The organism is Streptomyces sp. Q2, assembly GCF_056820935.1.
Genome location: NZ_JBXEJE010000081.1, coordinates 1 through 25019, shown reverse-complemented (window position 1 = coordinate 25019; position 25019 = coordinate 1). Strand labels below are relative to the sequence as shown.

Annotated in this window: 18 protein-coding genes; 9 read left to right on the top strand and 9 right to left on the bottom strand. The window is 69.9% G+C overall.

The features are described from left to right. Positions 1 to 121: 121 nt before the first annotated feature. Positions 122 to 1053 (top strand): IS5 family transposase gene (locus ACWBNA_RS46425; protein ID WP_482710646.1). Its coding sequence is split into 2 segments (ribosomal slippage): positions 122 to 494 and positions 494 to 1053, totalling 933 coding nucleotides; the frame shifts between segments, so codons are not numbered across the junction. Between the two features lie 19 nt (positions 1054 to 1072). Here ACWBNA_RS46425 and ACWBNA_RS46420 read toward each other — a convergent pair. Then, complete coding sequence (locus ACWBNA_RS46420; RefSeq protein WP_482710645.1) at positions 1073 to 2299, bottom strand: hypothetical protein; 1227 nt, start codon at positions 2297 to 2299, stop codon at positions 1073 to 1075. Between the two features lie 103 nt (positions 2300 to 2402). Further along, positions 2403 to 3512, bottom strand: coding sequence for an ImmA/IrrE family metallo-endopeptidase (locus ACWBNA_RS46415; RefSeq protein WP_482710644.1), 1110 nt, complete (start codon positions 3510 to 3512; stop codon positions 2403 to 2405). Positions 3513 to 4067: 555 nt separating this feature from the next. On the opposite strand from ACWBNA_RS46415, the gene ACWBNA_RS46410 reads away from it, so the two are divergent. The 5 genes from ACWBNA_RS46410 (at position 4068) to ACWBNA_RS46390 (ending at position 14568) form a co-directional block, all read left to right on the top strand. Continuing rightward, positions 4068 to 5894, top strand: a complete 1827-nt coding sequence (locus ACWBNA_RS46410) for an ATP-dependent nuclease (protein ID WP_482710643.1) — start codon at positions 4068 to 4070, stop codon at positions 5892 to 5894. A 376-nt stretch (positions 5895 to 6270) separates the two neighbouring features. Beyond that, positions 6271 to 7440 carry an exonuclease SbcCD subunit D gene (locus ACWBNA_RS46405; RefSeq protein WP_405606283.1) on the top strand — a complete coding sequence of 390 codons (1170 nt, stop codon included), beginning with the start codon at positions 6271 to 6273 and terminating at the stop codon, positions 7438 to 7440. A 1-nt stretch (position 7441) separates the two neighbouring features. Continuing rightward, positions 7442 to 10456 carry an AAA family ATPase gene (locus ACWBNA_RS46400; protein WP_482710642.1) on the top strand — a complete coding sequence of 1005 codons (3015 nt, stop codon included), beginning with the start codon at positions 7442 to 7444 and terminating at the stop codon, positions 10454 to 10456. A gap of 752 nt (positions 10457 to 11208) precedes the next feature. Next, positions 11209 to 11892: a restriction endonuclease gene (locus ACWBNA_RS46395; protein ID WP_097885213.1), complete on the top strand. Its 684-nt coding sequence runs from the start codon at positions 11209 to 11211 to the stop codon at positions 11890 to 11892. 285 nt (positions 11893 to 12177) lie between these two features. Continuing rightward, positions 12178 to 14568, top strand: coding sequence for a helicase associated domain-containing protein (locus ACWBNA_RS46390; protein WP_482710641.1), 2391 nt, complete (start codon positions 12178 to 12180; stop codon positions 14566 to 14568). 694 nt (positions 14569 to 15262) lie between these two features. Here ACWBNA_RS46390 and ACWBNA_RS46385 read toward each other — a convergent pair. Beyond that, on the bottom strand, positions 15263 to 15484 hold the full coding sequence (locus ACWBNA_RS46385) for a hypothetical protein (protein ID WP_359895736.1): 222 nt from the start codon (positions 15482 to 15484) through the stop codon (positions 15263 to 15265). 828 nt (positions 15485 to 16312) lie between these two features. Here ACWBNA_RS46385 and ACWBNA_RS46380 point away from each other — a divergent pair. Then, complete coding sequence (locus ACWBNA_RS46380; protein ID WP_482710640.1) at positions 16313 to 16441, top strand: hypothetical protein; 129 nt, start codon at positions 16313 to 16315, stop codon at positions 16439 to 16441. 95 nt (positions 16442 to 16536) lie between these two features. Here ACWBNA_RS46380 and ACWBNA_RS46375 read toward each other — a convergent pair whose 3' ends face one another. From ACWBNA_RS46375 to ACWBNA_RS46355, 5 genes are all read right to left on the bottom strand, one after another. Then, positions 16537 to 17715, bottom strand: a complete 1179-nt coding sequence (locus tag ACWBNA_RS46375; protein WP_482710639.1) for a hypothetical protein — start codon at positions 17713 to 17715, stop codon at positions 16537 to 16539. 40 nt (positions 17716 to 17755) lie between these two features. Then, complete coding sequence (locus tag ACWBNA_RS46370; RefSeq protein WP_482710638.1) at positions 17756 to 18187, bottom strand: hypothetical protein; 432 nt, start codon at positions 18185 to 18187, stop codon at positions 17756 to 17758. 121 nt (positions 18188 to 18308) lie between these two features. Next, entirely contained in the window at positions 18309 to 18839 is a 531-nt protein-coding gene (locus ACWBNA_RS46365; protein WP_097887223.1) for a hypothetical protein, read from the bottom strand. Beyond that, a complete protein-coding gene (locus ACWBNA_RS46360) occupies positions 18836 to 21289 on the bottom strand; it encodes a hypothetical protein (RefSeq protein WP_482710637.1) in 2454 nt (817 codons plus the stop codon). Before ACWBNA_RS46360 ends, ACWBNA_RS46365 begins: the two co-directional genes overlap by 4 nt. A gap of 531 nt (positions 21290 to 21820) precedes the next feature. Next, positions 21821 to 23008: a hypothetical protein gene (locus ACWBNA_RS46355; RefSeq protein WP_482710636.1), complete on the bottom strand. Its 1188-nt coding sequence runs from the start codon at positions 23006 to 23008 to the stop codon at positions 21821 to 21823. A 124-nt stretch (positions 23009 to 23132) separates the two neighbouring features. Here ACWBNA_RS46355 and ACWBNA_RS46350 point away from each other — a divergent pair, with 124 nt between their 5' ends. Beyond that, positions 23133 to 23396: a hypothetical protein gene (locus ACWBNA_RS46350; protein ID WP_097887221.1), complete on the top strand. Its 264-nt coding sequence runs from the start codon at positions 23133 to 23135 to the stop codon at positions 23394 to 23396. A 24-nt stretch (positions 23397 to 23420) separates the two neighbouring features. Continuing rightward, positions 23421 to 23624, top strand: coding sequence for a hypothetical protein (locus ACWBNA_RS46345; protein ID WP_482710635.1), 204 nt, complete (start codon positions 23421 to 23423; stop codon positions 23622 to 23624). 672 nt (positions 23625 to 24296) lie between these two features. Here ACWBNA_RS46345 and ACWBNA_RS46340 read toward each other — a convergent pair. Then, a complete protein-coding gene (locus tag ACWBNA_RS46340) occupies positions 24297 to 24437 on the bottom strand; it encodes a hypothetical protein (RefSeq protein WP_257134181.1) in 141 nt (46 codons plus the stop codon). Between the last annotated feature and the right edge of the window lie 582 nt (positions 24438 to 25019).

Sequence of the window (25019 nt, the reverse complement as noted above, 5' to 3'; positions counted from 1 at the left end):
GGCACCTGCAGCACCTGCGGTCGCCCCCTCAAAACCAGCAGAGCCAGAACCTAACGAAGCACTACTAGGACTTGTCCGGTCGATCATGTGACTGTTCCGCGTCCGGGTCGTTGATGTGGACATGGGGCGGGGTGATCTGACAGATGCCGAGTGGGAACGGCTGCGGCCGTTCCTGCCGGTCAGCAACAGGCGTTGTGGCAGGTGGCGGGACCACCGGCAGGTGATCGACGGGATTCTGCACCGGGTGCGGACCGGGGTGCATTGGCGTGACCTGCCCGAACGGTTCGGGCCGTGGAAGACCGTCTATGAACGCCATCGGCTGTGGTCGGCCGATGGGACGTGGGAGCGTCTGCTGCAGCAGGTCCAGGCCGCGGCCGACGCGGCAGGTGAGATCGACTGGGACATCGCTGTCGACTCCACCGTCGTGCGCGCTCATCAGCATGCGGCCGGCGCTCGGACCGAGCCGCCGCCGGCGCCTGCGTCAAAGGGGGCCGAAGAGGTGGAACACCAGGGCGAGACGCCGTGGCAGAGCCTGGTCGCCCGCCTGGTGGAGGTGGTGCTGGAGGTGAGGGCCTGGGGCGCTCGCGGGGCGGGTTCACCAGCACGCTCCACCTGAGCGCGGACGGCCGCTGCCGCCCGTTGTCCCTGGTGGTCACCGGTGGACAGCGGGCGGACTGCACCCAGTTCAAGCCGGTCCTGGAGAAGATCCGCATCCCCAGGAACGGTCCGGGCAGGCCACGCAACAAGCCCGACAGCCTGGCGGCCGACAAGGCCTACAGCAACGGACCCTGCCGCGAGTATCTGCGACGACGCGGCATTCGCCACACGATCCCGGAGAAGGCCGACAGCCAGGCCGCCCGCCTGCGAAAGGGAACACGCGGCGGACGACCGCCCGGCTTCGACGAGGATCGCTACAAGAAGCGCAACACCGTCGAACGGGCGATCAACCGCCTGAAGCAGTCCCGGGCAGTCGCCACCCGTTACGACAAGCGCGGGTACGTCTTCCTCGGCACCGCCACAGCAGCAGCACTGGTCATCTGGCTGCGAACTTGATCGCCCGGACAAGTCCTAGTCACGGCTCACCGCGCTCCACGCCCGCCACCGGGCGTGCCGTGGAGGGCGCCTGCGGGGCGGCGGGAGCCTGCGCCCACTGCAACAACTGCTGGGGCACCTTGAAGGCGCTGAACCCGGGATGGTCGAGTTCAGCGTTGAGCACCGGGTAGCGGTCCACCGCGCGCCGGCAGCGCTGCTGCCACCACGCGGGCCGCCCGGCCGGCTCGACGGCGTCCATACTGCGCAGCCACTCCATCAGCACCGCCGCGTTGTGGGCGGCCGCCGGCACCTGCCAGTGATTGCTGACGAAGGTGTCCAGCACGAGTCCCTGGCAGGCCGCGCACCGGCACACCGGCGCCAGGCCCGCGGCGAACCTCTTCGCCAGCGTCTCGCCGAGGAAGAAGTCCATCAGCTCCGGCAGCAGCACGGAGGGCGAGTTCGGTCCGCCCGGGGACCGCTTGGCCGCCTGGCCGGGCGGGACGATGTGCCGCACGCTGCTGGTGGCGCCGAAGGCGGTGAACGCCGCCCCGTGGGCGAGAGCCCCGAACGCCGCGAGGTCGGCACGCAGCAGCGCCGTGCCGGGGACCTCCGCCAGCAGCCGCTTCAGGTTGCCCACCGCCTGGGAGAAGCCGGCCAGCGGGTCCATCTGCCCGCCGAGCATGACCGCCTTGGGGTTCGGCACGACATTGAGCCAGGCGATCAGCTGCCCGACCGCGTCGTCGCGCAACCACCCCACGTCCACGGGAACACTGAAGAAGACGTGGGGGTCCTCCAGCTTGAGGACCTGGTGGACGGCGGCCTTGAGGGCGTCGGAGTCTTCCGCGTGCAGATATCCGGTGGGCGTCATGGCCGCCGTCGCGCCCGCACGGTGGCCCACCTGCTCCTCGATCGACAGCCTCAGCGGGTCACCGAAGGCCAGCTGGCCTTCCGAAACGTCGGGGAAAGGAGCATCCTCACTGGCCGCCGCCACGGTGTAGACGGCGGGATCCGCCAGCAGCGGTCCCGTGAACCCCTCCTCGCGCAGCTTGCGGACTTTCACCGCCGCCCCGGAACCGCTGACGACGAGCCCGCTGCGCACCGGATCGAGCTGTGCGCGGATGTAACCGACCCGGCTCACCCCGGCCTGCAGCAGCATCCGGCCCCGCAACTGCCCGGGTACAGAGGGCGGTTGGGTCAGAGGCGGGTCGGGAGGCTCCGCGGGATCAAAACCGGCGCCCGGGCGCGGGGAGGGGAACGACTCAGTCATGGCCTCACCTTCGAAGCGGAATCNGGCGGTTGGGTCAGAGGCGGGTCGGGAGGCTCCGCGGGATCAAAACCGGCGCCCGGGCGCGGGGAGGGGAACGACTCAGTCATGGCCTCACCTTCGAAGCGGAATCCACCGCCGCGCCTTCGCGCGGGGCGTACAGCAGCTGGAAGTCCTCGGGCAGCAGCCGCGCACAGCGGGCCAGCTCCTCCTCGTTGATCCCTGCGGCCAGAGCAGAGCGGATCATCCCGGGGACGTACCGGGGCCGCTCCTGGTCAATCTCGACCGGTTCGGCTGTGCGGTATCCCAGCGCGGACATCTCCACCATCACGCTGCGGTACTGCCAGTCCGTGACGATGTTCAGACTCTGCGCCCGGCGCAGCAGCGCGGCCATCGACACCTTCCACTCCCGCTTCAGCCGGGCCAGCAGTTCCAGGTCGACGCGAGGCGTGAAGGCGGAGCGGATGTCACGCGCGGGCATGAGGAACTCGGCGGCGAATTCATCGGCCTGCCGCTCCTGCAGGGCGCTGTCGCCGGGGGACTGGTGCAGGACCAGGTGCCCCAGCTCGTGCGCCAGGCTGAAGCGGTAGCGGTCTGCGGGAGCGTGGTCGTTGGCCAGGATGAGCGGCGGCTGCGTTCCGTCCCACTGGCTGACCGCGTCGAGCCGGCCGCTGCCCAGATCACGCGCGACCACCAGGGCCCCGGCCTCCTCCAGCGATGCGGTGATGTCCGCCACCGGGCCCGGCGGCATGCCCCAGGCCTTGCGAACCTGCCGGGCTGCGTCCTTGGCCGTGGTCAGGGCGTCGAGTTCGACAGTGGGAATGGCCGCAGCCCGCACGCCGAGACCGGGGCGGCACGCCGCGATGCCCTGCAACTGCACCCGTGTCAGGGCGAGATGGGCATGCTGGCGCCGCAGGGCGGAGACGGTCAACGACGCCCGCTTGCGGTGGTGGACGAGCCCCACGCCGATCCCATGCACCTGAGGATCCAGACACAGCAGCTCCGGCGGATACCCCAGAGCCGCCGCGTACAGCTCCAGCCGCTCTCCCGAGACCGCCAGCCGGCCGCTCTCGGCGCGGCTCACATACCCTTGGGACACCGCCACGTCACCGCCGGAGGCCTTCACCATCGCCTCGGCCACGTCGGCTTGTGTCATGCCGCGGAACTCCCGGGCCACCACCAGCATCCCCGGCTGCGCCGGACGTACGTCACTCACGTCTACCACCTCGGATCAGACCTCAAAAGATTAGCTTCAAATATTCCCCGCTGTATCGAAGTTGACAAAAGTGACAGAACGTCAAGAAGAGGGCCGGGTCGGCCGGGTGATGGCTGGGCGCCGCGCCCCTTCCGGTTCACACCGACGGTTGCTCTGGGAGCCCAGGAGAAAGCCCAGTTGGCCGCGATACCCGTGATGAAAGGCTCCGCCATGACGGACGCGACATCCGAGCTCCCGATCCGGTGTCCCTCAGCTCTCGACAGCAGTGCGTGGAACCGCGCATTCCGGGTTCGAGCTGGTCAAGGACCTTCACTGAGACTCTGCCGGCGCAGCGCCCTGCTTCTGTGGGATAGGGCGTTCCGCCCTCAGGAGTCGAGGCCCAGCCTCCCCTCGCCCAGACGCTAACTGGCGCAATACGGGGCACGGTTGCTGTGCGTGCCTCTAGGATGACTGCCTGCGCCGAGGCCTCAAGCGCCTCATCCGCACGCGTAACGCCCGCACGCCACACCCCTGCCCGTCGCCCGGCGGAGCGGGGAGATACGGAGCAGCTCGACCGTGCACCTCATCAGCTTCTCCGCGTGCGGGTTCCGCTCGCTGACCTATGTGCAGGACATCCCGGTCAGCAGCCCGACGATCTTGGCCGGCCGCAACGACGGCGGTAAGAGCGCGGTCCTGGCCGCGCTGGCCTTCCTGCTGGGCGAGCACCGTCTGACGGACGAGGACCGCACTTACCAGCAGGACGAGGGTGTCAAGGGACAGCGCTGCGCGGAGACATGGGTGGAGGGTGTCTTCCGCCTGGACACCGCCGAGCAGGCCGCAGCAGCCCTGTTACCGGCCGAGGTCCGTATCCGGCGCCGCTCACGCGTCGGCGAGGCGGCGTGCTGGGAGTTCTTCGGATCGCAGCCCGCAGACAGCCGCCTGCAGGGCCTGGGCCGGCTGATGAAGAAGGACCTGACCGAACTGGTCGCCGAGTTCGGCCTCGTCCCGTCGGGCACGCTGAAGGAAGACCTGCTGGCCGCGCTCACCGCACACGCCGCGACCGTCCCGCAGACCGACCAGTGGCAGCCGCTGCCCAAAGAACTCGAGACCCGGCTGCCGCGGCTGCTGGCGTTCGGCGGCAAGGACGAGAGCCCGGACGACGCGGTGCGCACCGCTTTGAGCAGCTGCTACGAGACCCATCTGGAGGACGAGACCCTCCAGGGACAGGTCCGTGAGATCGAGAAGGAGATCACGCAGCGGCTGGAGAAGGAAGCGGACTCCCTGTGCCGGCACATCCGCCAGCACTGCCACGAGTTTGTCGGCGTGGAGGTCAAGCCCGAGGTCTCCTTCAAGGGCGGCTTCAAAAGGGCGCCGCTGGAGGTCTCCAAGGCCGACGGCGAGCCCGTGGACCTGACCCGCTCGGGCCAGGGCAGCACCCGGCGCATCGCCCTCGCCGTGTGGGAGTGGACCAGCAGCCTCCTCGAGAGCAGTGAACTCGCCGCGGCGGGGGAGCAGGACGAGCCGCAGCCCACGCAGACCATCGTCGTCTACGACGAGCCCGACACCCACCTCGACTACCGCCACCAGCGCACCGTCATGGACATCATCCGCAAGCAGTGCGCCCTGCCCCACGTCAGCGTCATCGTCGCCACCCACTCGATGAACCTCATCGACGGCGTCGACATCGCCGACGTCGTCCACCTCAAGCTCAGCGACAGCGGCCGCACCCTCGTCGAGCGCCTCGACGACGACACCCACGACGGCATCGACTTCCACCTCGGGCAGATCGCCGCCGCGGTGGGACTGCGCAACTCCGTCCTGCTGCACGAACGCTGCTTCCTGGCAGTCGAGGGCCCCACCGAGCAGCAGTGTGTGCCCCTGCTCTTCCGCCTCTCGCAGGGGCTGCCCCTGCAGGCGGCCGGCATCGCCCTGTGGGCCTGCGACAACAACGAAGGAGCACTCCATCTCGCGGGCTACCTCGTCAAGCACCACCGCACCGTCATGCTGATGGTCGACGCCGACAGCCGCGCCAACAAGCACTTCAAGACCGAGAAACTCATCAAGGCCGGCCTCGACCTCACCAAGCAGGTCTCCTACGTGGGCGAGAGCGAGGGCTACAACGAGCTGGAGGAGCTCTTCAGCGACCTCCAGTGGGCGGCTGCCGCCAACGCCCACTGGCCCCGCCCCAAGGGCCGGTCCTGGAGCGCCGACGACTTCACCGAGCACCGGGGCGGCAAGTTCAGCGAGCGCATCCTCTATATGATCAAACAGCAGGCCGAGGAGAGCAGCCCCAACGGCAAGGCCGACATGCTCTACGCACTGGTGTCCATGCTCACCACTCCCGAAGAGGTCCCCCAGCAGCTACGGGACATCTTCACCGAGGTGCAGGCCCTCGCCTGCTGACCTGCTGCTGCGTTCGCCGCTGCAGCATGCGCTCCTTGCGCTGCTCGTCGGTCGGCGCCGCCCAGGCGTGCCATCCGGCCTCCGCAGTCCATTGCCGCGCGTGAGCGCGGGCTTCGATTCCGCACCACCGGCAGCCCCCGGGCGCCACAGTGTGCTCGGTCCTGGCAGAACGCGATAACGACATCACATCCTCCTTCCCCCACTGCTTATCTTGCCTCCTGCCACTGACAATCACCCCGCGAGCCGCGTCCGGCTCCGCCACCCGGCAGCGCAGACGAAGAAACCTTTCCCTCACGTGTCCCCAAGCCTCTGAAACAAGACCGTTTATCGGGAAAACCGCCCGTAGCTCCCACCACACTGGTTACGGTCTGTGCCCATGAGGTTCCTGCACACCTCGGACTGGCATCTCGGCCGCCGGTTCCACGGGGAAGATCTGATTGACCACCAGCGCACGGTCCTGGACCACATCTGCGCCACAGCCCGCACCCAGAAGGTGGACGCCCTGCTGATCGCGGGCGACATCTACGACCGTGCCATCCCGAGCCTGGACGCGGTACGCCTGTTCGACCGGGCTCTGCACCAGCTCGCCGACCTCGGCATCCCCACCGTCATGATCAGTGGGAACCACGACTCGGCCCACCGCCTCGGCACCGGCTCCGGCCTGTACGCCACAGCCGGCGTCCACCTGCGCACCGATCCCGCCGACGCCGCCCGCCCCGTCCTCCTCGACGACGAGCACGGCCCCGTCGCCGTCTACGGAGTGCCCTACCTCGAGCCCGCCCTGGTACGCACCCAGCTGGACGCCGAGACAGCCTCCCACCAGGCCGTGCTCACCTCGGCACTGGACCGCATCCGCGCCGACCTCGCCACCCGCCCGGGTACCCGCTCCGTCGTCCTCGCCCACGCCTTCATCACCGGCGCCACCAGCAGCAGCAGCGAACGCGACATCAGCGTCGGCGGCGTCGCCCACGCCGGTGCCGACCTCTTCGACGGCATCGACTACACCGCCCTAGGCCATCTCCACCGCCCGCAGCGCGTCAACGACCGCATCCACTACAGCGGCTCCCCGCTGGCCTACTCCTTCTCCGAGACCAACCACACCAAGTCCCTCACCCTGGCCGACCTGCCGGCCGACGGCGCTCCCACGGTCACCCGCCATGACATCCCGGCCGGCCTCCACCTGCCGCTGGCCCGGCTGACCGGCCGCATCGAGGACCTGCTGACCGACCCCGCACACGATCAGCTCAGCGAAGCCTGGCTGCAGGTCACTCTCACCGACACCGCCCTGCCGTACGAGGCGATGGCACGCCTCAGGCAGCGCTTCTCCAAGACGCTGGACATGCGGCACGTGCCCGCCGGTATCCCGGCACAGGCCACCGACAGCCCCACCTACCGCGAACGGGTACGCGGCCGCGGCGACCTCGACATCGCCCACGACTTCATCACCGCCGTGCGCGGCACCCCACCCACCACCGCAGAGGCAGGCCTCCTGCAAGAGGCCGTCGACGACATGCGCGTGCGCGCCCAGGAGAAGGAATCCGTCTGACATGCGTCTGCACTCCCTGCGCCTGCAGGCCTTCGGCCCCTTCGCCCGCCGCCACACCGTCGACTTCGACGCCCTGTCCGCCGACGGCCTCTTCCTTCTGCACGGTGACACCGGCGCCGGCAAGAGCACCCTGTTCGCCGCCATCTGCTTCGCCCTCTACGGCCTGCCGCCTCACGAACGCAACATGCGGCTGCGCAGCGATCACGCTCCCGAGGGTCTGCTGACCGAAGTGACCCTGGAATTAACCCTGGCCGGCAAGCGCCTGCAGATCCGCAGGATCCCCGCCCAGAAGCGACCCCACCTGCGCAACAGCGCAGAGCTCGTCGACCAGAAGGCCGAAACCTACCTGCACCAGTGGGTCCTCGACGAAAACGGACACGGCCGGTGGGAAGGCATCATCAAGTCCCACAAGGAAGCCGCAGAAGAGATCAAGTCCCTCCTGCGCCTGACCCGCCAGCAGTTCTGCCAGGTCGTCCTGCTCCCGCAGAACGAGTTCACCAAGTTTTTGCGCGCCGACGCATCCGAACGCCGGGTCCTGCTCGGCACCCTCTTCGGCACCCGCCGCTTCGGCCTCATCGAAGAATTCCTCGCCCACCGCAAAACCCTCACCGCCAAGACGCGCGACGAGGCCCGCGCCGACGTCCTGCGCCTGGCCGAACGCATCCAGCAGGCAGCCGGCGACGACCTCGAACCGGCCCAGAACGCCCCCCGGGCCGACGACCCCGCCACCCTCACCGCACCCGCCCGCGCCTGGGCCAGCGCCCTGCACCGCCAGGCCCTCACCCGCCAGCACGCCGCCGACGCCGCCACCGAGACCGCCGAGCAGCAGCTGACCGAAGCCCGCATGACAGAACAGGCCGTCCGCGACCTCTACCGTCTCCAGCAGGCCCACCGCACCACCGCACACGACCTCGACCTGCTCCACGAGCAGGCCACCCACCACGACCACCTCGCCGAACGCCGCGACCGCGCCGTGAAAGCCCAACAACTGCACTCCGTCCTGGAGACCGCACACACCGCCGACCGCGAGCACACCCGTGCCCTGGACGACGACAGTCGCGCCCGCGCCCTGCTGCCGCCCGAACACGCATCCCTCGACACCGCAGGCCTCACTCACGCCGCGCAGCAGCTGCACGCCGACACCGGCGCCGTCCAGGCTCTGCTGCCCGACGAGGCCACCCTCCAGCGCCACACTGCAGAACTGGCCGCACTCGACCGCGAGCGCCAGCAACTCACCGAAACCCTCACCGACGCCCAGGAATGGCTCAACGTCCTTCCGCAACGCCGCGCTGACCTTGCCGCACGCCTGGAAACCGCCCGCAGCGCGCAGGAAACCAGCCGCGAACTCACCCCCACCCTCAACCTCGTCGAAAAGCAGCTGGAAGCCGCCAGGCGCCGTGACGCGCTCGACCAGCAGGTCAGCGCCGCCCACAAAGTCCTCAGCCAGGCCGAGAAGGACTCCACGCAAGCCGCGAAAACGTACGTCGACATCCGGCGCCGCCGCACGGACGGCATCGTCGCCGAGCTCGCCGACCGGCTCGTCGACGGCGAAGACTGCCCCGTATGCGGTTCCCCCACCCACCCCGCACCCGCCACTGCCCAGCCCGGCCAGCCCACCGCCGCCGACGAACAGGCCGCCGAAGCCGCCCACACCCGCGCCCAGCAGAGCGAGAACACGGCCAAAGAGGCTCTGGCCCAGCTGAACGAACAGGCCGCCACGGCACGCGGTGAAGCCGGCGGCAACACCCCCCTCACCGACCTCACCGCTCACCGCACCGCCCTCGAACAGCACCTCGCCGACGCCCTCTCCCAGGCAGCCGACGCCGGACCGGCCGGCGAACAATTCGCCCTCCTGGAAAAAGAACAGGCCGACACCGAGCACACCCGCAACACCGCAACCGCACGCCTGGGCGCCGCCGACGCCACCTACGACAGCCTGCACACCCAGCGCGAAGAGCTCACCCACCGCCTGGCAACCGCCCTCAACGGACACACCACACTCGCCGACCGCATCACCCACCTCACCCAGCACGCCGGCCGACTCGAGGCCGCCGCCGCGTGCGCGGCCACCGTGACAACAACCGCCACAGACCGCCACAGCGCCACCGCTCTCGCAGAGCAGGCAGCGCACGCAGCAGGCTTCACCTCCCCGGCCGAAGCCTCGGCCGCCCGCCTGCCCGACAACGAACTCACCGCGATCGACAAAGAGATCACCCACTGGCGTGAACAGCGCCTCGTACTGACCGCCCGGCTCGCCGACCCCGAACTGCAGGCAGCCATCGCCCAGCCACCCGCCGACCTCGAGCACGCCGTCACCGAACTGAACACCGCCACCACAACCCACACCCGCACGGCAGCCCTCGCCACCCAGGCCGCCGACCGGACAACCACCCTGGCCACCCTCACCGCTCAGCTGGACACCCAGATCCAGCGCCTGGAACCCCTCGAGGACGCCTACCGCACCGTCGATCACCTCCACGGCCTCATCAGCGGCGGCTCACCCAGCAACCAGCTCCGCATGCAACTGGAGTCCTACGTCCTGGCAGCCCGTCTCGAAGACGTCGTCGACGCCGCCAACACCCGCCTGTCACGCATGTCCCACCACCGCTTCACCCTCGTCCACTCCGACGACAGAGCCGCCCGAGGCGCCAAGTCAGGCCTGGACCTCAAGGTCCTCGACGCCTGGAGCGGGCACAAACGCCACACGGACACCCTCTCCGGCGGCGAATCCTTCTACGTCTCCCTGGCCCTCGCCCTGGGCCTGGCCGACATCGTCACCGCCGAAGCAGGCGGCCAGGCACTGGACACCCTCTTCATCGACGAAGGCTTCGGCACCCTCGACGAAGACACCCTCCACCAAGTCCTCGACGTCCTGGACTCCCTGCGCGCCCACGACCGCACCGTCGGACTCATCAGCCACGTCCCCGAACTGCGCCGCCGCATCACCCAGCGCCTGCACATCGCCAAGCACATCGACGGCTCCACCCTCACCCACCTGACCGAAGCGGCCGAATGACCGCACGATGGACGCCGGACCCGTCCACGGCCCTCGCCGACCAGAACGCAGGTCCCCAGACCACGGACACCTGCCGATCTCCAGTCCGCCGTGAGCCTAAGGCGTAGCCACAACCGCGGGGCTGCCCATAGCCCCCTCGGCCCCCGCCGAGAAAGGCAGCCCCACAGCGCCCCGGCGTCGAAAGCCGCACATCCCCGAAGGCAGCCGTCTGCCTCTCAGACGGATCGCATCGAACACGTATTGCTTCATGCCATTTCTGCATGTGATCGAAGTGTCGGAAACAGAGCACTGCGGTGCGTGAGCACTCGCATCGGCCACCAGAGCCGTACCAGTACACGCCAGTCCAGTCCGCATGAGGGGTTTCCGCAGGCCCGAGGACTGCTGTCACGCATGTTCGAACACCGCCGGGCGTATGCCCGCATCACGGCGGGTTTTCGAGGCAATGTCATGGCTTCCACTGATCGAACCGGCGGATTTGTCAGTGCCCGCTGCTACACCAATTCCCAGAGGTCAGACCGCAGTTGGCGGCCTGACGACACGGAGGAGGAAGCAGTGGCGAAGCCGCCCGAGGGCTACTACAAGGTGCGAAGTCACTACCGGCGCAAACCCCGCCCGAGCGCCAAGAAACTGGGCGGCTGGTCGATCGCAGGGCTGGTCGCGGTGGTGTGGCTATGGAGCCAGCTCATCGGCTTCGGAGAGGCATCCCCGACAACGCCGCAAACCCCTACACCATCAGCGAGCGTGGGCCGCTGATGCCCCGCCGCTCACCCCGGCTGCGCCCACCCCGCGGCGGCAAGGAACAGGCCGCCGCCGCGGCCGTCGCCTGCGCCGCACTCTGGCTGCTGGCCAAGATCGCCACAGCCACATGGCAGGCAGCCGTCCGCGTCTGGCCGTTGCTCGCCCTCCTTGCGGCTCTCGCCCTCGGGCACGCAGCCTGGCGGCTCATGCGTGCGGCACGGGCCCGGAAGATGCGGGCCGAGACGCTGGCCCGGCTGAGGATCACGCTCGCACAGCTCGACGCCATGGACGACCGGGCTTTCGAATTCGCACTACGTGACCTGCTTCTCCGGGACGGCTGGAACGCACGGCAGGTCGGCCGACAAGGAGACCAGGCCGCAGACGTCATCGGCGAGGACCGCCAGCGCGGCAGAATCGTCCTGCAGGCCAAGCACACCACCGTCGCCGGCAAAGTCGGCTCCTCAGTGATGTACCAGGTCAAAGGAACCGCAGGCCCCGTCCACGGAGCCGACACCGCGGTCGTGGTCACCAACGGCTCGTTCACCCGGGACGCCAAAACATGGGGCGAACGCCACCAAGTGCACTGGGTCGACCGGGACCGGCTCCGCCGGTGGGCCGAACACGGCACACCCTTGCAAGACCTCCTGCGCCTGCCCAATCGACCGGCTCGCAAGACAGCCTTCCGCCGGGCTGCATGAAACAAGCGGAGAGCGCCCCAACCCGGACAGGACGCAACCAATAGAGCACCCGCAACCAAGAAGTGGACAGACCGGCAGCCTCCAGGGCCGCGACGATGAACTCACGTCCTCCCATCGCAATGCAGACTCACCGCGATCGCCCATAGCCCGCAACCGACAACGCCGATCACGGGGCGCGCGCGGCCGCCAGCGCGCCCCCGCCAAGGCAGAGACACTGCGCCACACCCCCGCCGTGCGCGAGAATGAACGCGAGCCAGCCCCTCACGTATGCCGAGGAACCGTGCGATGACCGCCAGCCCCACCGCTACAGAACACACAGGGCGTCTGGTCCTGCGCATAGACCAACAGGAAGGCCTCGCCAGCACGGTCCGCCACCTGCGCCGCCCGCGCACCCGCGGGCATGCCGTCTCGGCCTGCGGCACCGGCAAGACCCTCTTCGCCCTGCGCGTCGCCGAGGAACTCGGCGTTCGCCACCTGGCGGTGGCGGTGCCCAGCCTGGACCTGGTTGCGCAGTGGGCGGCGGCCGCCCGCGCGGACGGCCGCCGCGAGCCGATGATCACTGTCTCCTCGCTGCGCGCCGAATCCCACCCGCTCCTCGCCGAGGCCGAGGTCGACTCGGCCAACGCGGGGGAGTACTTGGCCTACTGGCTGGGCCGCCACCCCAAAGCGACGGTGTTCTTCACCTACGACTCGCTGTCCAAGATCGAAGAGGCCCAGCACTCCGCGATCTTCCCCGCCCCCGTCTTCGGCCTGCTGATCGTGGACGAAGCCCACGCCACGGCCGGAACCTGGGAGAAGAACTGGACTGCGCTGCACGACAACGAGCGCATCCCTGCCGAGCGTCGCCTCTACCTCACCGCCACCCCGTATGTGTGGGAAGCCCCCCGCCTGACCGAACCGCCCACCACCAGGGCGCAGCCCAAGCGCACCACCGCCACCGCACCGGCTTGGGACGACCCATCCCTGCTGGCGACCATGGACCAGCCGAAGATCTTCGGCCCCCGCCTGCACACCTACACCCACGCCGACGCCATCGACGACGGCGTCCTGGCCGACTACCAGCTCGTCGTCCCCACCGTCACCGACATCGAACTGCGCACCGCGCTCACCGACCCGGAAACCGGGCCCACCGCGCGCCGCACCACCGCCCTGCACCTGGCCATCCTCAAGGCCATGCGCGAGCAGGACCTACGGCACGTGTTCGTCTACTTCCAACAGATCGCGGACGCCGCCGACTTCGCTCGCCAGTTCGCCCACACCCTGCGCACCCTCCCTGACGAACTGCGCCCCGACTGGGCGGGCGAGGTCGTCGTGCAGTCCATCGACGGCACCCACAGCCCCCGCCGGCGCGCCGACACCATCGCCCGCTTCACCGACGCCGAGCGAGGCGTGCTGGCCAACGCCAAGGTCCTCGGCGAAGGCGTCGACCTGCCGACCGTCGACGGCGTCGTCTTCGCCGACCGCACCGCCAGCGTCCGCCGCATCGTCCAGGCCCTGGGCCGCGCCCTGCGCAAACCTCCCACCCTCAAGACGAAGACGGCCAGCCTCGTCGTCCCTGCCTACATTCAGCCCGGCGCCGACCCCACCGACCTGCTCGGCACCCCCTACGAGGCGCTCTGGCTGGTCACCGCCGCCCTGCGCCACCACGACCAGACCATCGCCGCCCGCGCTCCGCGGGCCAAGAACACCCATCCCGCCCGCGACTCCCACACCTACATCACCCGCCGCTTCCGCTTCGACCACACCCTCGACCCTTCGGCGATCGCCCGCGCCCTGGACCTGCTGGTGTGGCCCTCCAGCGGCGCCGTCCTGTCCGCCCCCCGCCGCGCCGGACTCGCCGCCGCCGTCCGCTACCACGCCGAACACGGCCACCTGCGCGTGAGCGCCGACTACGAGGACGCCTACGGCTACCGGCTGGGCAGCTTCATCACCGGCCAGCGCACCGCCCACCAGGCCGGAGCCCTCGACCAGAGCTGGATCGCCGAGCTCGAGGCCCTCGGCATGATCTGGGACGACCACGAGGCCACCTGGCAGGGCCACCTGGCCACCGTCGAGGCCTTCCACGCCGAACACGGCCACCTCGCCATCCCCGCCCAGGCCCCCGGCGGCCAGTTCCTCGCCGACCAGCGCGCCGCCGCCCGCAAAGACCGCCTCACCCCCGACCGCGACGTCCAGCTCACTGCCCTCGACCCGGACTGGAAACTCCCGCACGGCCCCGACTGGCACCGCAAGTACCACCTGCTGCGCCGCCACCTCGAAGCCGGCACCCACCCCAGCACCCTGTCCCGCGACACGGTCATCCACGGGGTGAAGGCGGGCAGCTGGCTGCACCGCCAGTTCACCGACTGGGACCGGCTCGATCCCGACCAGCGCGACCTGCTTGCCCGCATCGGCCTCACCCCCGACCGCGTCACCCTGGAGACGGGCGTACCGGGTACACCACGGCGGCGCAGCTTCGCGCAGACCGCCGAGATCCTCGCCCTGTTCGTCGAGCGGTGGGGTCGCGCGCCCGGAGCCCGCGAGTGGATCGAGGTCGACGGCGAGCGCGTCATGATCGGGCCCTGGCTCGCCAAGACCCGCACCAAACTGAATGCTGGCCAACTCCTCTCCAGCCAAGTGGAGTTGCTGTCCTCCACTCTTGCCGAGCACGGCATCGATTCGAGCCCCCGCCCCTGACCGTGGCGCCACCCTGTGCTCACTCCAGAGCATCGCGCAGCATCCCCGAAGCCCCCTCGCCGAACCGGCGTGAGCGGGCCGGCCGGGTGCGGGACGCTCACGGTCCGGTCGGCCGGACCGGTGGAGAGATGGACCCGGGAAGCCCTGACCGGTTCCGTATCGGTCCACGTACGCGGTGCCCCGCCGGGACGTCCCCACGCCAGCCTGCTCCCGATGCCGTTAGACGCACGTCCCACGCTCGTCTGGAAAATCTCCGTTTCCGAAAACCCTCCATCCGGCCGGGCTTCGGTTTTTGAAGTTCTGGATTTTTCATGTTCCGCCGGATCGGAAAAATGGCGAAACGACATCCGGGCCGATTTGAGCGGCAGGCAGAAACTTTGAAGGCGCCGGAACCGTAAAAGTGGATTCACCATTTTCAGGCGAACGCAGCGAAACGAAAGATGGCCGACGTGCGCATCCCGAAAACCTCGAAAACAAGAAACGCGCTGCGGGAGTGGAATCACCACTCCCGCAGCGCGTAGAATGACAGGGTCCGAAGATTTGGCAGGAACCAAATTTTCGGATCCGGTCTGGTTGATCTGGATTGCGTCCGGACCCGGGAGCCTGTGAAGCTGCTCGCTGAAAGTTCCCGGGACTGACCGAGACCGCCGCGGAGCCTGGACCCACGGATCACGTGGTACCGGGCTCCGCGGGCCTACAGGAAGGGCTGGACCAGCGGAAAGAGCTGTTCCTGCATCTGCAGCCACACCCCATGGATGGTGTGGCTTCCGTAGTAGGCGATCGCCAGGGTCATGTACGTCGCCTCGTACCACGACATGGTGTCGGGCATGGAGGGCGGCGTCCCGGCCGGTTCTTCGGCCGGTTCGGCGATCGGGTCCTCGGCCGACTCGTTGGAATTGATCTCGTCGTCGGCCATGGCGGCACTGCCTTTCTCTGTGGATTTATAAAGCTACGAGACGAGTTTACCCGCAGTCGCCCTGCATTCTCTTCATCATGGCGAATGTCGGCTTCTTGATCGCGGCCTGCGAGAGTAATTCATGGGCGATCGGCCCGTTTTGTCCTCACCTCTTCGGGCGGGAACGGAGCCCCTACGTATTGGATTGTGAGGCGTGTCTCAATTCGGCGTGCCGCTGACGCGGACGGCGGGATATTCGTGCGGTATGCAGGGATCTTTCCGAAGGCTGCGCGTGACGGCTGTCAGGCGCAGCCCCGTGCTGCCTGTCGCTGCGTCTCGCATGCGGCTCCGGAGCGCTTGCGGCTCCGCGGTGCGTCAGAACATCCGTGCCCGGGGGCAGGGCGCACGATGGTGGGGCGGGCCTTCGCGACGATCCCGAGCCGGTGCGAAGACCCCGGCGGGTGCCCGGATCGCGCAGTAGTAGCGCCGCACGCCCTCTGCGCAGCGGCCGACGTCCCACGCCGGGCCCTGGGCCGGGCACGTATGTGTGACCGGGCCGGGACCGACGGCGAGCCCTTCGGCTGGCTAGGCCGACCGGCGGACCAGCCTCCCTACCGGCTCGTGGCCGACGACCTGCGGCGCCAGATCCTCGCGGGCGGCTGGCCCCCGGTGACCAGGTGCCACCTCCCGCATCCTCCAGGAGGACTACGGCATCGCCGACATGACCGCCCGGTCCGCCGTACGGGTCCTGCGGGACGAGGGCCTCGTCCGTATCGAGCACGGCCGGGGAAGCTTCGTTACCCACCCCTCCTCGCCGGTTCCCTATCCGCGACCGCCGACCGGCCGCACATGCCCACGGACGAGTACCCCGAACTTTCGCGCCGCATCGACGAGCTCGACGACGTCCTGGACACCTTGCTACGCCTCTTCGGACAGGCAGGCAGCCTCCGCCGGCGGTCGGCCGCACCCGTCACGTGACAGGCGGCGGCCCCCGCCACCAGTCATGGCCCGGATCGTCTGCGTTTTGCACAACTCGCGCTGAACAGCGCTGTGTTGACGCTGCCGACGCGTGCCTACTCGGGCCGTTCGGCTCCCAGGTAGCGCACGGCCGGGATGTGCTCGGCCAGGCGCATGACCACCGTGGCGTGCCCGTGTTCGGCGAACTCGCGCCGTGCCTCCTTCATGTTCAGGATCTTGTTCATGGTGTAGGTCTCGGTGCAGGGGCCGAGGTCGATCTGGTGGTCGCCGAGTGTGAAGATCATGGATTCGTATCCGGCGGTGAGGCGGAACATCCCGCCGCGGATGTCGGCCAACTTGTCGAGGCCCTCGGCACTGACCACCTCCACGGACATGCTCTCGCCCCGCAGGACGATCTTCTCTCCGTCGAGCAGTGCGTGGATCTCCTTGACCTCACGCACGTCTTGCTGGGTGAAGTCGTCGGGGACGGGGAAGAACTGGCCGGTCCGGCTCTGCAGCCGGGCCAGGTCCTCGTATGCATCGGCCCAGAACCCGGCTTCGCCCGCCTCCCAGCCGCGCGGTGTCATGCCGGTGGTGACCGGGGCGCGCAGCTGGCCGTTGGTGTCCCCGGCGAGGATGAGCGCCATGAAGCGGCCGGGGTGGCTCTCGGCGATCAGCCGCAGCACCGGCACCATGGCCGTCGGCATCGCGGCCTCGGGCGGCTCGAAGGAGAACTTGAGCTGGCCGGAGAGATCGCGCCGGTCGAAGCGCACCTGCACCCGCATCAGGCCGGTCAGGTCGCTGCCGTGGAGGGTTCCGCCGTCCGTGCCGAGGACGCGGTGTGTGAAGGTCACGGGCAGGGAGGTGACCGGGAGGCCGGAGGGCTCCTGGACGATCATCTGCCCGCGCAGCGGCGGCGTCACCTCCTGGTGGGGCGAGGTGATGCGCACGCCGCCGAGCGTGAGCTGTTCCAGCCCGAGCCCGGCGGGCCCGGCCAGGCCGGCTTCGGCGAGGTTGTCCGCCGTCAGCTCCACGTCGCCGCCGAAGCGCATCGTCTCCTCGTACTGGCGCCGCCGCTGCGCCTCCTGCGGGTCACCGGCGGGGAAGCGGATGCGGCCGGTGAAACGGATCGCCGCCTGCCCGTCGAGGGCGGGCCTCTTGGGCGTCAGGTGCACGACCGTCTGCCCGTCCGCGCCCAGCGTGGTGTGCACCGCGTAGTGCGGGGAGATCTCCTGGACCCGCGCCTGCAGTGTGTTCGCCCGCTCGATGTAGTCGGGAAGCCCGCCCAGCAGCACGTCGCGCTCGGCGCGGGCCTCGGCGATCCGCTCCAGGATGTTAGTCGCCGGACTCCTGCAGCGCGTAGCGCACCAGATCGGGATGGGCCGCGAACTTCTCGTTCAGCCAGCTGCGCCCGTGCCAGTGCCGTACGAACGGGAACTGCTCGCGCAGGCCCTCGAACCACCGCTCTTCGGCGGGGTTGTGGTCGATCGGTACCAGCAGGTCCCAGTGGTCGGGCTGGTGGCGGGCCGCCGACACCAGCGAGCGCACCACTTGCCTGCGGCGTACCTGGGTCATGCGGCCGGTGAACGACTTCGCCTCGTAGACGACGAGTTCACCGTCCTCGGTGTACTCGAACAGGTCCCGGCCGCCGTCCCCGCCGCTGCCGTCGACCGCCCGCGCCTTCTCGCGCAGCCGCAGCATCAGCAGGGTCACCAGTGACTCGGACACTTTCGGGCTCTCGGCCAGCTTGTCCCACGGAACCTTCACCGCATACCCGTCCTTCGAACGCCTACAGACATCACGACCTCCGCCTGGCTGCTGCACCACCCCTGTACCGCAACCTCCCGGGCCCCGGCGGACGATCCGCCGGGGCCCGGGAGGGGACCGGTCAGGCCGGTGCAGTAGATCGGTCACCGGCGCCGTCCCCGGGCGGGCGGGGACTGCCGATGCGGGAGACCGGGTGCGAGGTGACCAGGGCGAGCCACTGCGCCGGGGTGAACACGGGCCACGTCCGCAGGCCCATCCGGCCGCGCAGCCCGATCAGGTCGGCGGCCCGGCCCTCGGCGGCCTTGATCGCCAGGGGCGGGCTGAACGGGTCGGCCGCCGCGACGAACACCCCCGTGTAGACGCGCTCGCGCTCGGGATGACGGAGGTGATCCCGCAGCCGTGCGCCGACCCCGCCGTCGCGGTGGGCCTTGCCAAGCCACCGCAACCGACCGTCGGCGTCGACCGCCAGGTACAGCCCGGCCAGCACCTCGTCCAGCACCGCGAGGGTCTCCGTCCGGTGCTTGAGGACGAGGCTGTACGGCGCGGGCCAGCCACCCCGTGCAAGCGGCCCCAGCGCGGTCCACGCATGACGCAGAACCCGGCCGTCGACCACCGGCCCGGGGACCGGCTCCGGGCAGCAGTCCCCGCTCACAGCGACGTCACCGCCACCGTTGCCGAGTCCAGCAGCTCCACGATCTCCGCGCACTGCTTCTTGATTTCGCGGATGTCCTTCACGTACAGCTTCTGCACCTCGGCGGGCTCCTCCTGGGCGCCGGCCTCCTCGCGGGCCCGCACAGCGTCCTCGATGTTCGCCAGCAGGAGGCCGATCTGCTCGGCCGCGGTGGCGACGCTGTCCGCGCTGCTGTCCACGGTGGAGCCCAGGTCCGAGCGCAGGCGGGTCATACGGGTGAGCGCATCCTCCGGAATCTCCTCGTCGAGCTCCGCGGTCGGCGGACCGCTCTCCTCGCTCTCGTCGCCGGTGGAGTCGTCCACGGGCGGCTCCACCGGGGGCTTCTTGGAGGACGCGATCTTGGGGAAGGTCGAGTCGAACCACTGCTTGTCGGCGATGAGGCCTTCTCGCGGGTTGCCATGGGCGTCCGGCGCCCAGAAGGTCCCCGGCGCCAGCCCTGTCCCGGCCGCGGACTCGGGGGCGCGCAGGACCGCCTCGGCGAACGCGACCAGCAGCTCGCGGGTCACACCCTCCGGCGGGGAGACGTAGGCGTTCACCAGTGCCTGCACCGCGTTGACGGGCGTGCGCCGCACACCCTTGCGGTCCTCGCCTTTCTCGGAGCCCTGGCCGGCGGTGACGAACGGCTCGGGCGCGTTGATCAGCCCGGGCACCAGATGCCGCCGGACCAGGATCTCCCAGGCCTCGGCATCTCCCTGCCGACACGCGGTCAGCAGTGAGCTCAGGCTGCGGGCATCCGGCCGTACCCCGTACTGCACGCTGCGCACGTTGAACAGACCCTGGGTGGCGAGCAGGGGACCGCGGTTGGCGAAGTGCTGGGCGACCACGGCCGCCCACATCTGCGTCCGGCGCTCGGTCCTGGCCGCGGTCGTCTGGCTCCACGGGGCTTCCTGCAGGGCGGCGCGCACCACCGGCCAGTACCGGCCGGTGGGCATGTGCCCACGCGGCGGATGGTTCTCGGGACGCGGGGGGATGGGCGGGAACACCATCACCGTCGCGCAGCGGATCGCCACATCCCGCAGGGTCAGGGGGCTCACCTCGTCGCCCGGCGGCAGCAGCACGGCGAGCTCGTCCAGGGCCCGGGCGCCGACCAGGGCGTCGGCGATCGCGTCTTCGTCCAGAGCGCCGGCGGCGATGCGGCCCTGGGCGACCTCCTTGGCGAGCAGTTCGTCAAGCACGCCCTTGGCCTGGTAGGCCTTGACCAGGGTCGACCACAGCCCCAGGCCGCGGTCCATGTCGCCGTAGTTCAGCTGGCCGCGCAGATGCTCATGCACGTTCAGCTGGCGCAGCGACTCCTCCAGCCGCTCCGGAGTCCTGGCGCCGACCACGACACGGGCGGGCACCTGCGCGATCCGCAGCGCTCGCTCCGCACGCCCCTCCCGGTCACGGTCGGGATCGGCGTACTCGGCGTTGAGCAGGGTACTGATCCGGCGCAGGACCTCGCCCAGCCCGCGCACCACCAGCCGCCGGTTCTCCTCCTCCCCGGGCAGCCGCAGCAGATACTGCGGCACCCCGGTCAGCAACTGCTCTGCCACCAGCCCGTAGACCTGCAGCCGGGCATCCCCACGGTTGTTCCCGGTGACCTGACGCCCCCGCCAGACGTACCGCCGGGACCCGTCCCGGTCGACCACCGGGGTCCGCTGCAGCACGACCACCGTGGACTCCCGCTGGCCCTCCTGCACCAGGGACTCCACGAGGTCGTAGGAGCGCAGCCGCGCCCGACGCAGCAGCACGTCCACGGCGTAGCGCTGCACCTCGCCGGCCACCTCCGCGCGGACCTGCTCCGTGGTGAGCGCGGCCAGCGGCACTCCGTCCTCGACCACGGCCCGCACCACCGGCAGCGGACGCCGCCGGCCCAGCGCCTGCTCCCGCACCTCCAGCTCCTGCTTCGCACGGGTGAGTTCGTCCTCAGCGTTCTTCACCGCGGCGACCGCCGCGTCCTTCTCCGCCGGTGCCGCGGTCGCGGCCAGAGTCCGCTGCGCCGTCCTCGCCCGCTCCAGCGCGACGCTCCGTCCGGCCACCGTCCGCTGCTGGTCGACGAGTTCCTCCAGGCGGGACAGGTTGTCCGGCGCGGGGTGCAGCCATTCGCTGCGCGTACGGTCGTTGTTGGCCCAAGGAAGCGTGGCCGCCCCGTGCAAGGCCACATTCAGCAGCAACAGCGCCCCGTCGGTACCGCGCTGCTCGACGTGATACGCGGTCGCACGCAGGACACGGCCGTCGCGCCGGCGCTCGATGACACGCTTGGCCTCGCCCTGGCCGAGCGCCGGCGCGAGCCCTTCGAGCACGGCCTGCCGGGGAACGGGCGCGAAGCCCTCGGCTGCACAGGTGTTGAGGACGGCCTCGTAGAGGTGCTCCGCCCAGTCGGGGTGGGACGGGTACGGGAAGGGCCCCTCGGGGGCCTTACGGGTAGACATGAGAAGCAGACGGTCCTTTTCCCGGAAGCCCTTGCTGACCCCGGGTGCGAACGAACGCATCCGGCGGTCCTGCCGAGTGCGACACGCACCCGAGCCGCAGGAACTCCGTTCCAGGGAGCACCCACGCGGGCCGCCGTCACCGTCACGCACCACGAGCGCGCACCGGCGAAGACCGTCTGCCCCTTCGAAACCACCGGCGGAGACTGGGCGCGCTACCGGCGAACCACCCTGAAACGGGAGGCCCTCCGCAGCGCACGGCTCACGCCCACTCCGCCGACGGCGGCACGGGGCTGGCAGGTCGTCAGGACCACTGACGTGCCCTACCAGGATGTCAGATACCTTGCAAAACAGACAATATCCTTGCAAGACGCGCGTAGAGTCGCCGGCACCCGACCGCGAACGCGTCGTCGACGAACCCCGTGCCCCACGACAGCGGACGCCGGTGAAACCGTGCGTGACCAGCCGCGCCGTGGCACCGAGGGCACGATCGTCCTTGCCGCGGCGCGCCCCATCGCCGTCCCGGTCCGCCGGCTACGGCGTCGCCGGCCGGCCAGATGTCTCCTCAGCGCCGGTCCGCCGCGCCCGCGCGCGATCGGTGAGGTCGTGGAGACGGCCGATCCAGGCCTGCATGAACGCCTCGGCCCCGTCCTCCTCGGCACGGGGGAGGCGCAGCAACCCCTGTCCGGTGCCAGCCTGCTCGGTGATCAGCGCCTCCAGCCAGGCGGCGAGCGCGGCCATCTCGGGGGACAGGCACATCACGAGCGCGTGGGGGACACCGGACGGTCTGCCCATCTGAGGGACGAGCTGGGAGACGACCAGGGCGAACCCGGACTCGTCGACCCTCGCCCGCAGGCGGGCGAGGAACGGACTGTCGGGCATCAGCAGCCCGTGCATCACATACAGGAAGCCGATCAAGGTGAGGATCCGCGCCACACCGCGCGCCGCGGCCATCTCCGCCTCGCCGGCCGCCTGTAGGCGGGCGAGCGGATCGATCAGCGCCCCTGCCTCGACCCAGCTCTCCAGAGTGCCGTCGCCCTCGGCCTGCCGTGCGGACTCGGCGACCGGCGCCCAGTCCACGCCGGGCATCAAGACGGCGAGCGCCTCGACGAGCACCTCGCCGCCGACCTCACCAGCCCCCATCCCGGCGGCCGCGGCCAAGTACACCGCCGCCCGCCGCCGCTCGCGCTCCGGGCCCCGCCCCAGTTCGGCCCCGGGATCCTCGATCACCCGCCGAACCTCCTCCGGGTGCGGCAGCCCGGCCGGACCCCGCCCCACCACCCGCCCGGCCTCGGCGTAGAAGGCGTCCTGCGCCTCCTCACCCCCGCCGCCCGCCGCACGGGCCTGCACCACCAGCCGCTGGGCGTGCGAGCGGCCCATCGCCCACACCAACGCCTCCCGCACAGCTGGCCACGGAGGCTCCGGCACTGCCAACTCCCCAGGCGCAGCGGGAAGTCCGGCCCCGGCGTACCAGGCGATCACCGTCCACCGCAGATCCCGCCCCGGCCGCGCATGCCGCCCCAGCGCAGCCGCGACGGCAACCGTCTCCTCGGCGAGCACCGACACCGAGCCGCGCCCCCGCCCCAGCCACCGCCGCCCGTGCCCGGGCAACAGCCCCGCCGCCCGCCACCGCTCCAGCTGCGCCCCCGACACCACCACGCCGAGCGCAGCAAGACGCCCGATCAGCTCCCGATCCGCCCCACCCGGCACTCCTCTGACCACCCACACACTTTAGAACCCCGCGAGATACAGAAAAACGCACATCGCCGCACCCAGTGAACTGAGGCAGGACACCACCTCCGACGCCCGTACACCCCGGCCTGACCTGCCAAGGAGCCTCACCCTCATGCCCACCCGCCGCCGATGGCCCGCCCGCACGACCGCCGCCGCACTCCTCCTGGCCCCCACCACCGTCGCCCGCACCGCCCTCGCCTACGCCGGCATCACCCTCCTGCTGCTCCTGGCCCTCACCGCCGTCCTCGCCCTCGGCGCCGCCTACGCCCCACGACCCGCCCACCGCACCGCCGCCCGCCACACCCTCCACCTCCTCCTACGCCTCGCCCCCTGGTACCCCGACCGCCCGCGGGAAGCGGGCGGACGGCGAGTGTGACGTCCGGGAAGCCGTGCCCAGGGGTTGGGGAGGAGACGGACGGGCCGGATACACCCGGCCCGTCAGCGGGACTTCGCCTACGGCATCCCGCTCTTCACCACGGGACGGCTGCGCGCCCTGTACGGGATCGTGCATCTCTGCCCTGAACTGGCCGCCCTGTCACCGCAGTTGAGTTCCAGCACATGGTGGTGCGCGACGAGCACGAAGCCCGGCAACTGGCCCGCGTGATGTCGTCGCGGGCCTGCATCACGCACCGGGGCCTGGCCCGCGACGCGGACCGCCTGGACAGCCTGAGACACGCCCGGCAGTGGCCAAGCGGGAGGCCAGGATGCCGAGTTCGCGCGACAGGTATGCGGGGATTGGCCGATACTGGCCCGGTGTCTGGCCGCACGGAGACCAACGTCCGCCTGCCGCGGTGTGCGGTGAAGGCCCTGGCCGCGGTCGGTGCCCGGAAAGGGACGTCGCGGGACGCGACGCTGCGCCAACTGCTGGCACGTGCGCAGTACGCCTCCACAGTTTCGCAGACCGAGTGGGCCCAAGTCCGCTGTCCGGACCGAGCGTTGAGGCAAACCGGCGTGTGGGCAGTTCGCCACGACAAGACCCTCGATCTCCACCAGACGATCCCCGCGGCGCCCTGAACGAAGGCTATTCGAGTCCCGCGTAGGCGATGCTCAAAACGGTGACCGTGCGAGTCTGATCCCCGATCAGAAGCGCACGGCGAGGTCACCGGCGGCCCACAGACACATCACGCCGTCGTCGATGTCTCCGTACGGGTTGGTGGCGGCGCGGGGGTCGTTGGCCGAGTCCAAGAGGAACTGGGCGACCCGCGCGCGGGCCTTGTCAGGCAGATCCCGGTAGACGGCATGGGATCTGGGAGTCCATATAGAGCCGGTACATGGTTCAGGCGGCCCGGCTCTCCGTGATCAGCTCGCTGACATCGGCGTACTGCTCCGGCAACTGGCCGCCGTGCTCCTGTTGGAAGGCGTGCAGCTCACGGCCGCGTTCGACAGCGGCCTCCAACTCCTCGGTGACTTGACCCACTTCTCACCCAGGGCCTTAAGCCCGGGAAGAGCAGTGAGGTTGAACTGCCGCCAGAACTCCTGCCGCATGTCCGGCGTAGGCAGGGCATGAGTGATGGAGTCGGGGGTCCACTCTCGGCCCATGATCACAACCGCCTCGTAGGTCGTCGGCTCGGCCCCGGCATATGACGCACCGCCGCACCAACACGAAGAACGGGGAAGAGGCAGAACTCGAATCTTCCAAAGTTCTGCAGACAAGGAAGCACCCCAACACCAGAGCCTCGAAGCACTTGGCTGATCACTTACCCGACGAGGCATCAACACGACCCCGAGACGGAACCAGCCGCTCTTGCAGCGAGAGAGGAGCCGGCCACGGAGTGGACGGCTTGCTCAACAAGCTGACACGCAGTCAAAGCTGCGCCTTACAAACCTAGAAGAGTCGGGGAGGAGGCACGATCGCGGAGCGATCGGGACACCGCACCGACGTCCCCCTCGTGATCCGCGGAGCGGATCAACGGTCCCGGAGGGACCGCGTCTCCGCGGAGCGGAGACGGTTACCGACGCGTAGCGTCGGCGCGTCGTTCCTGCGGAGCAGGACGCGCGC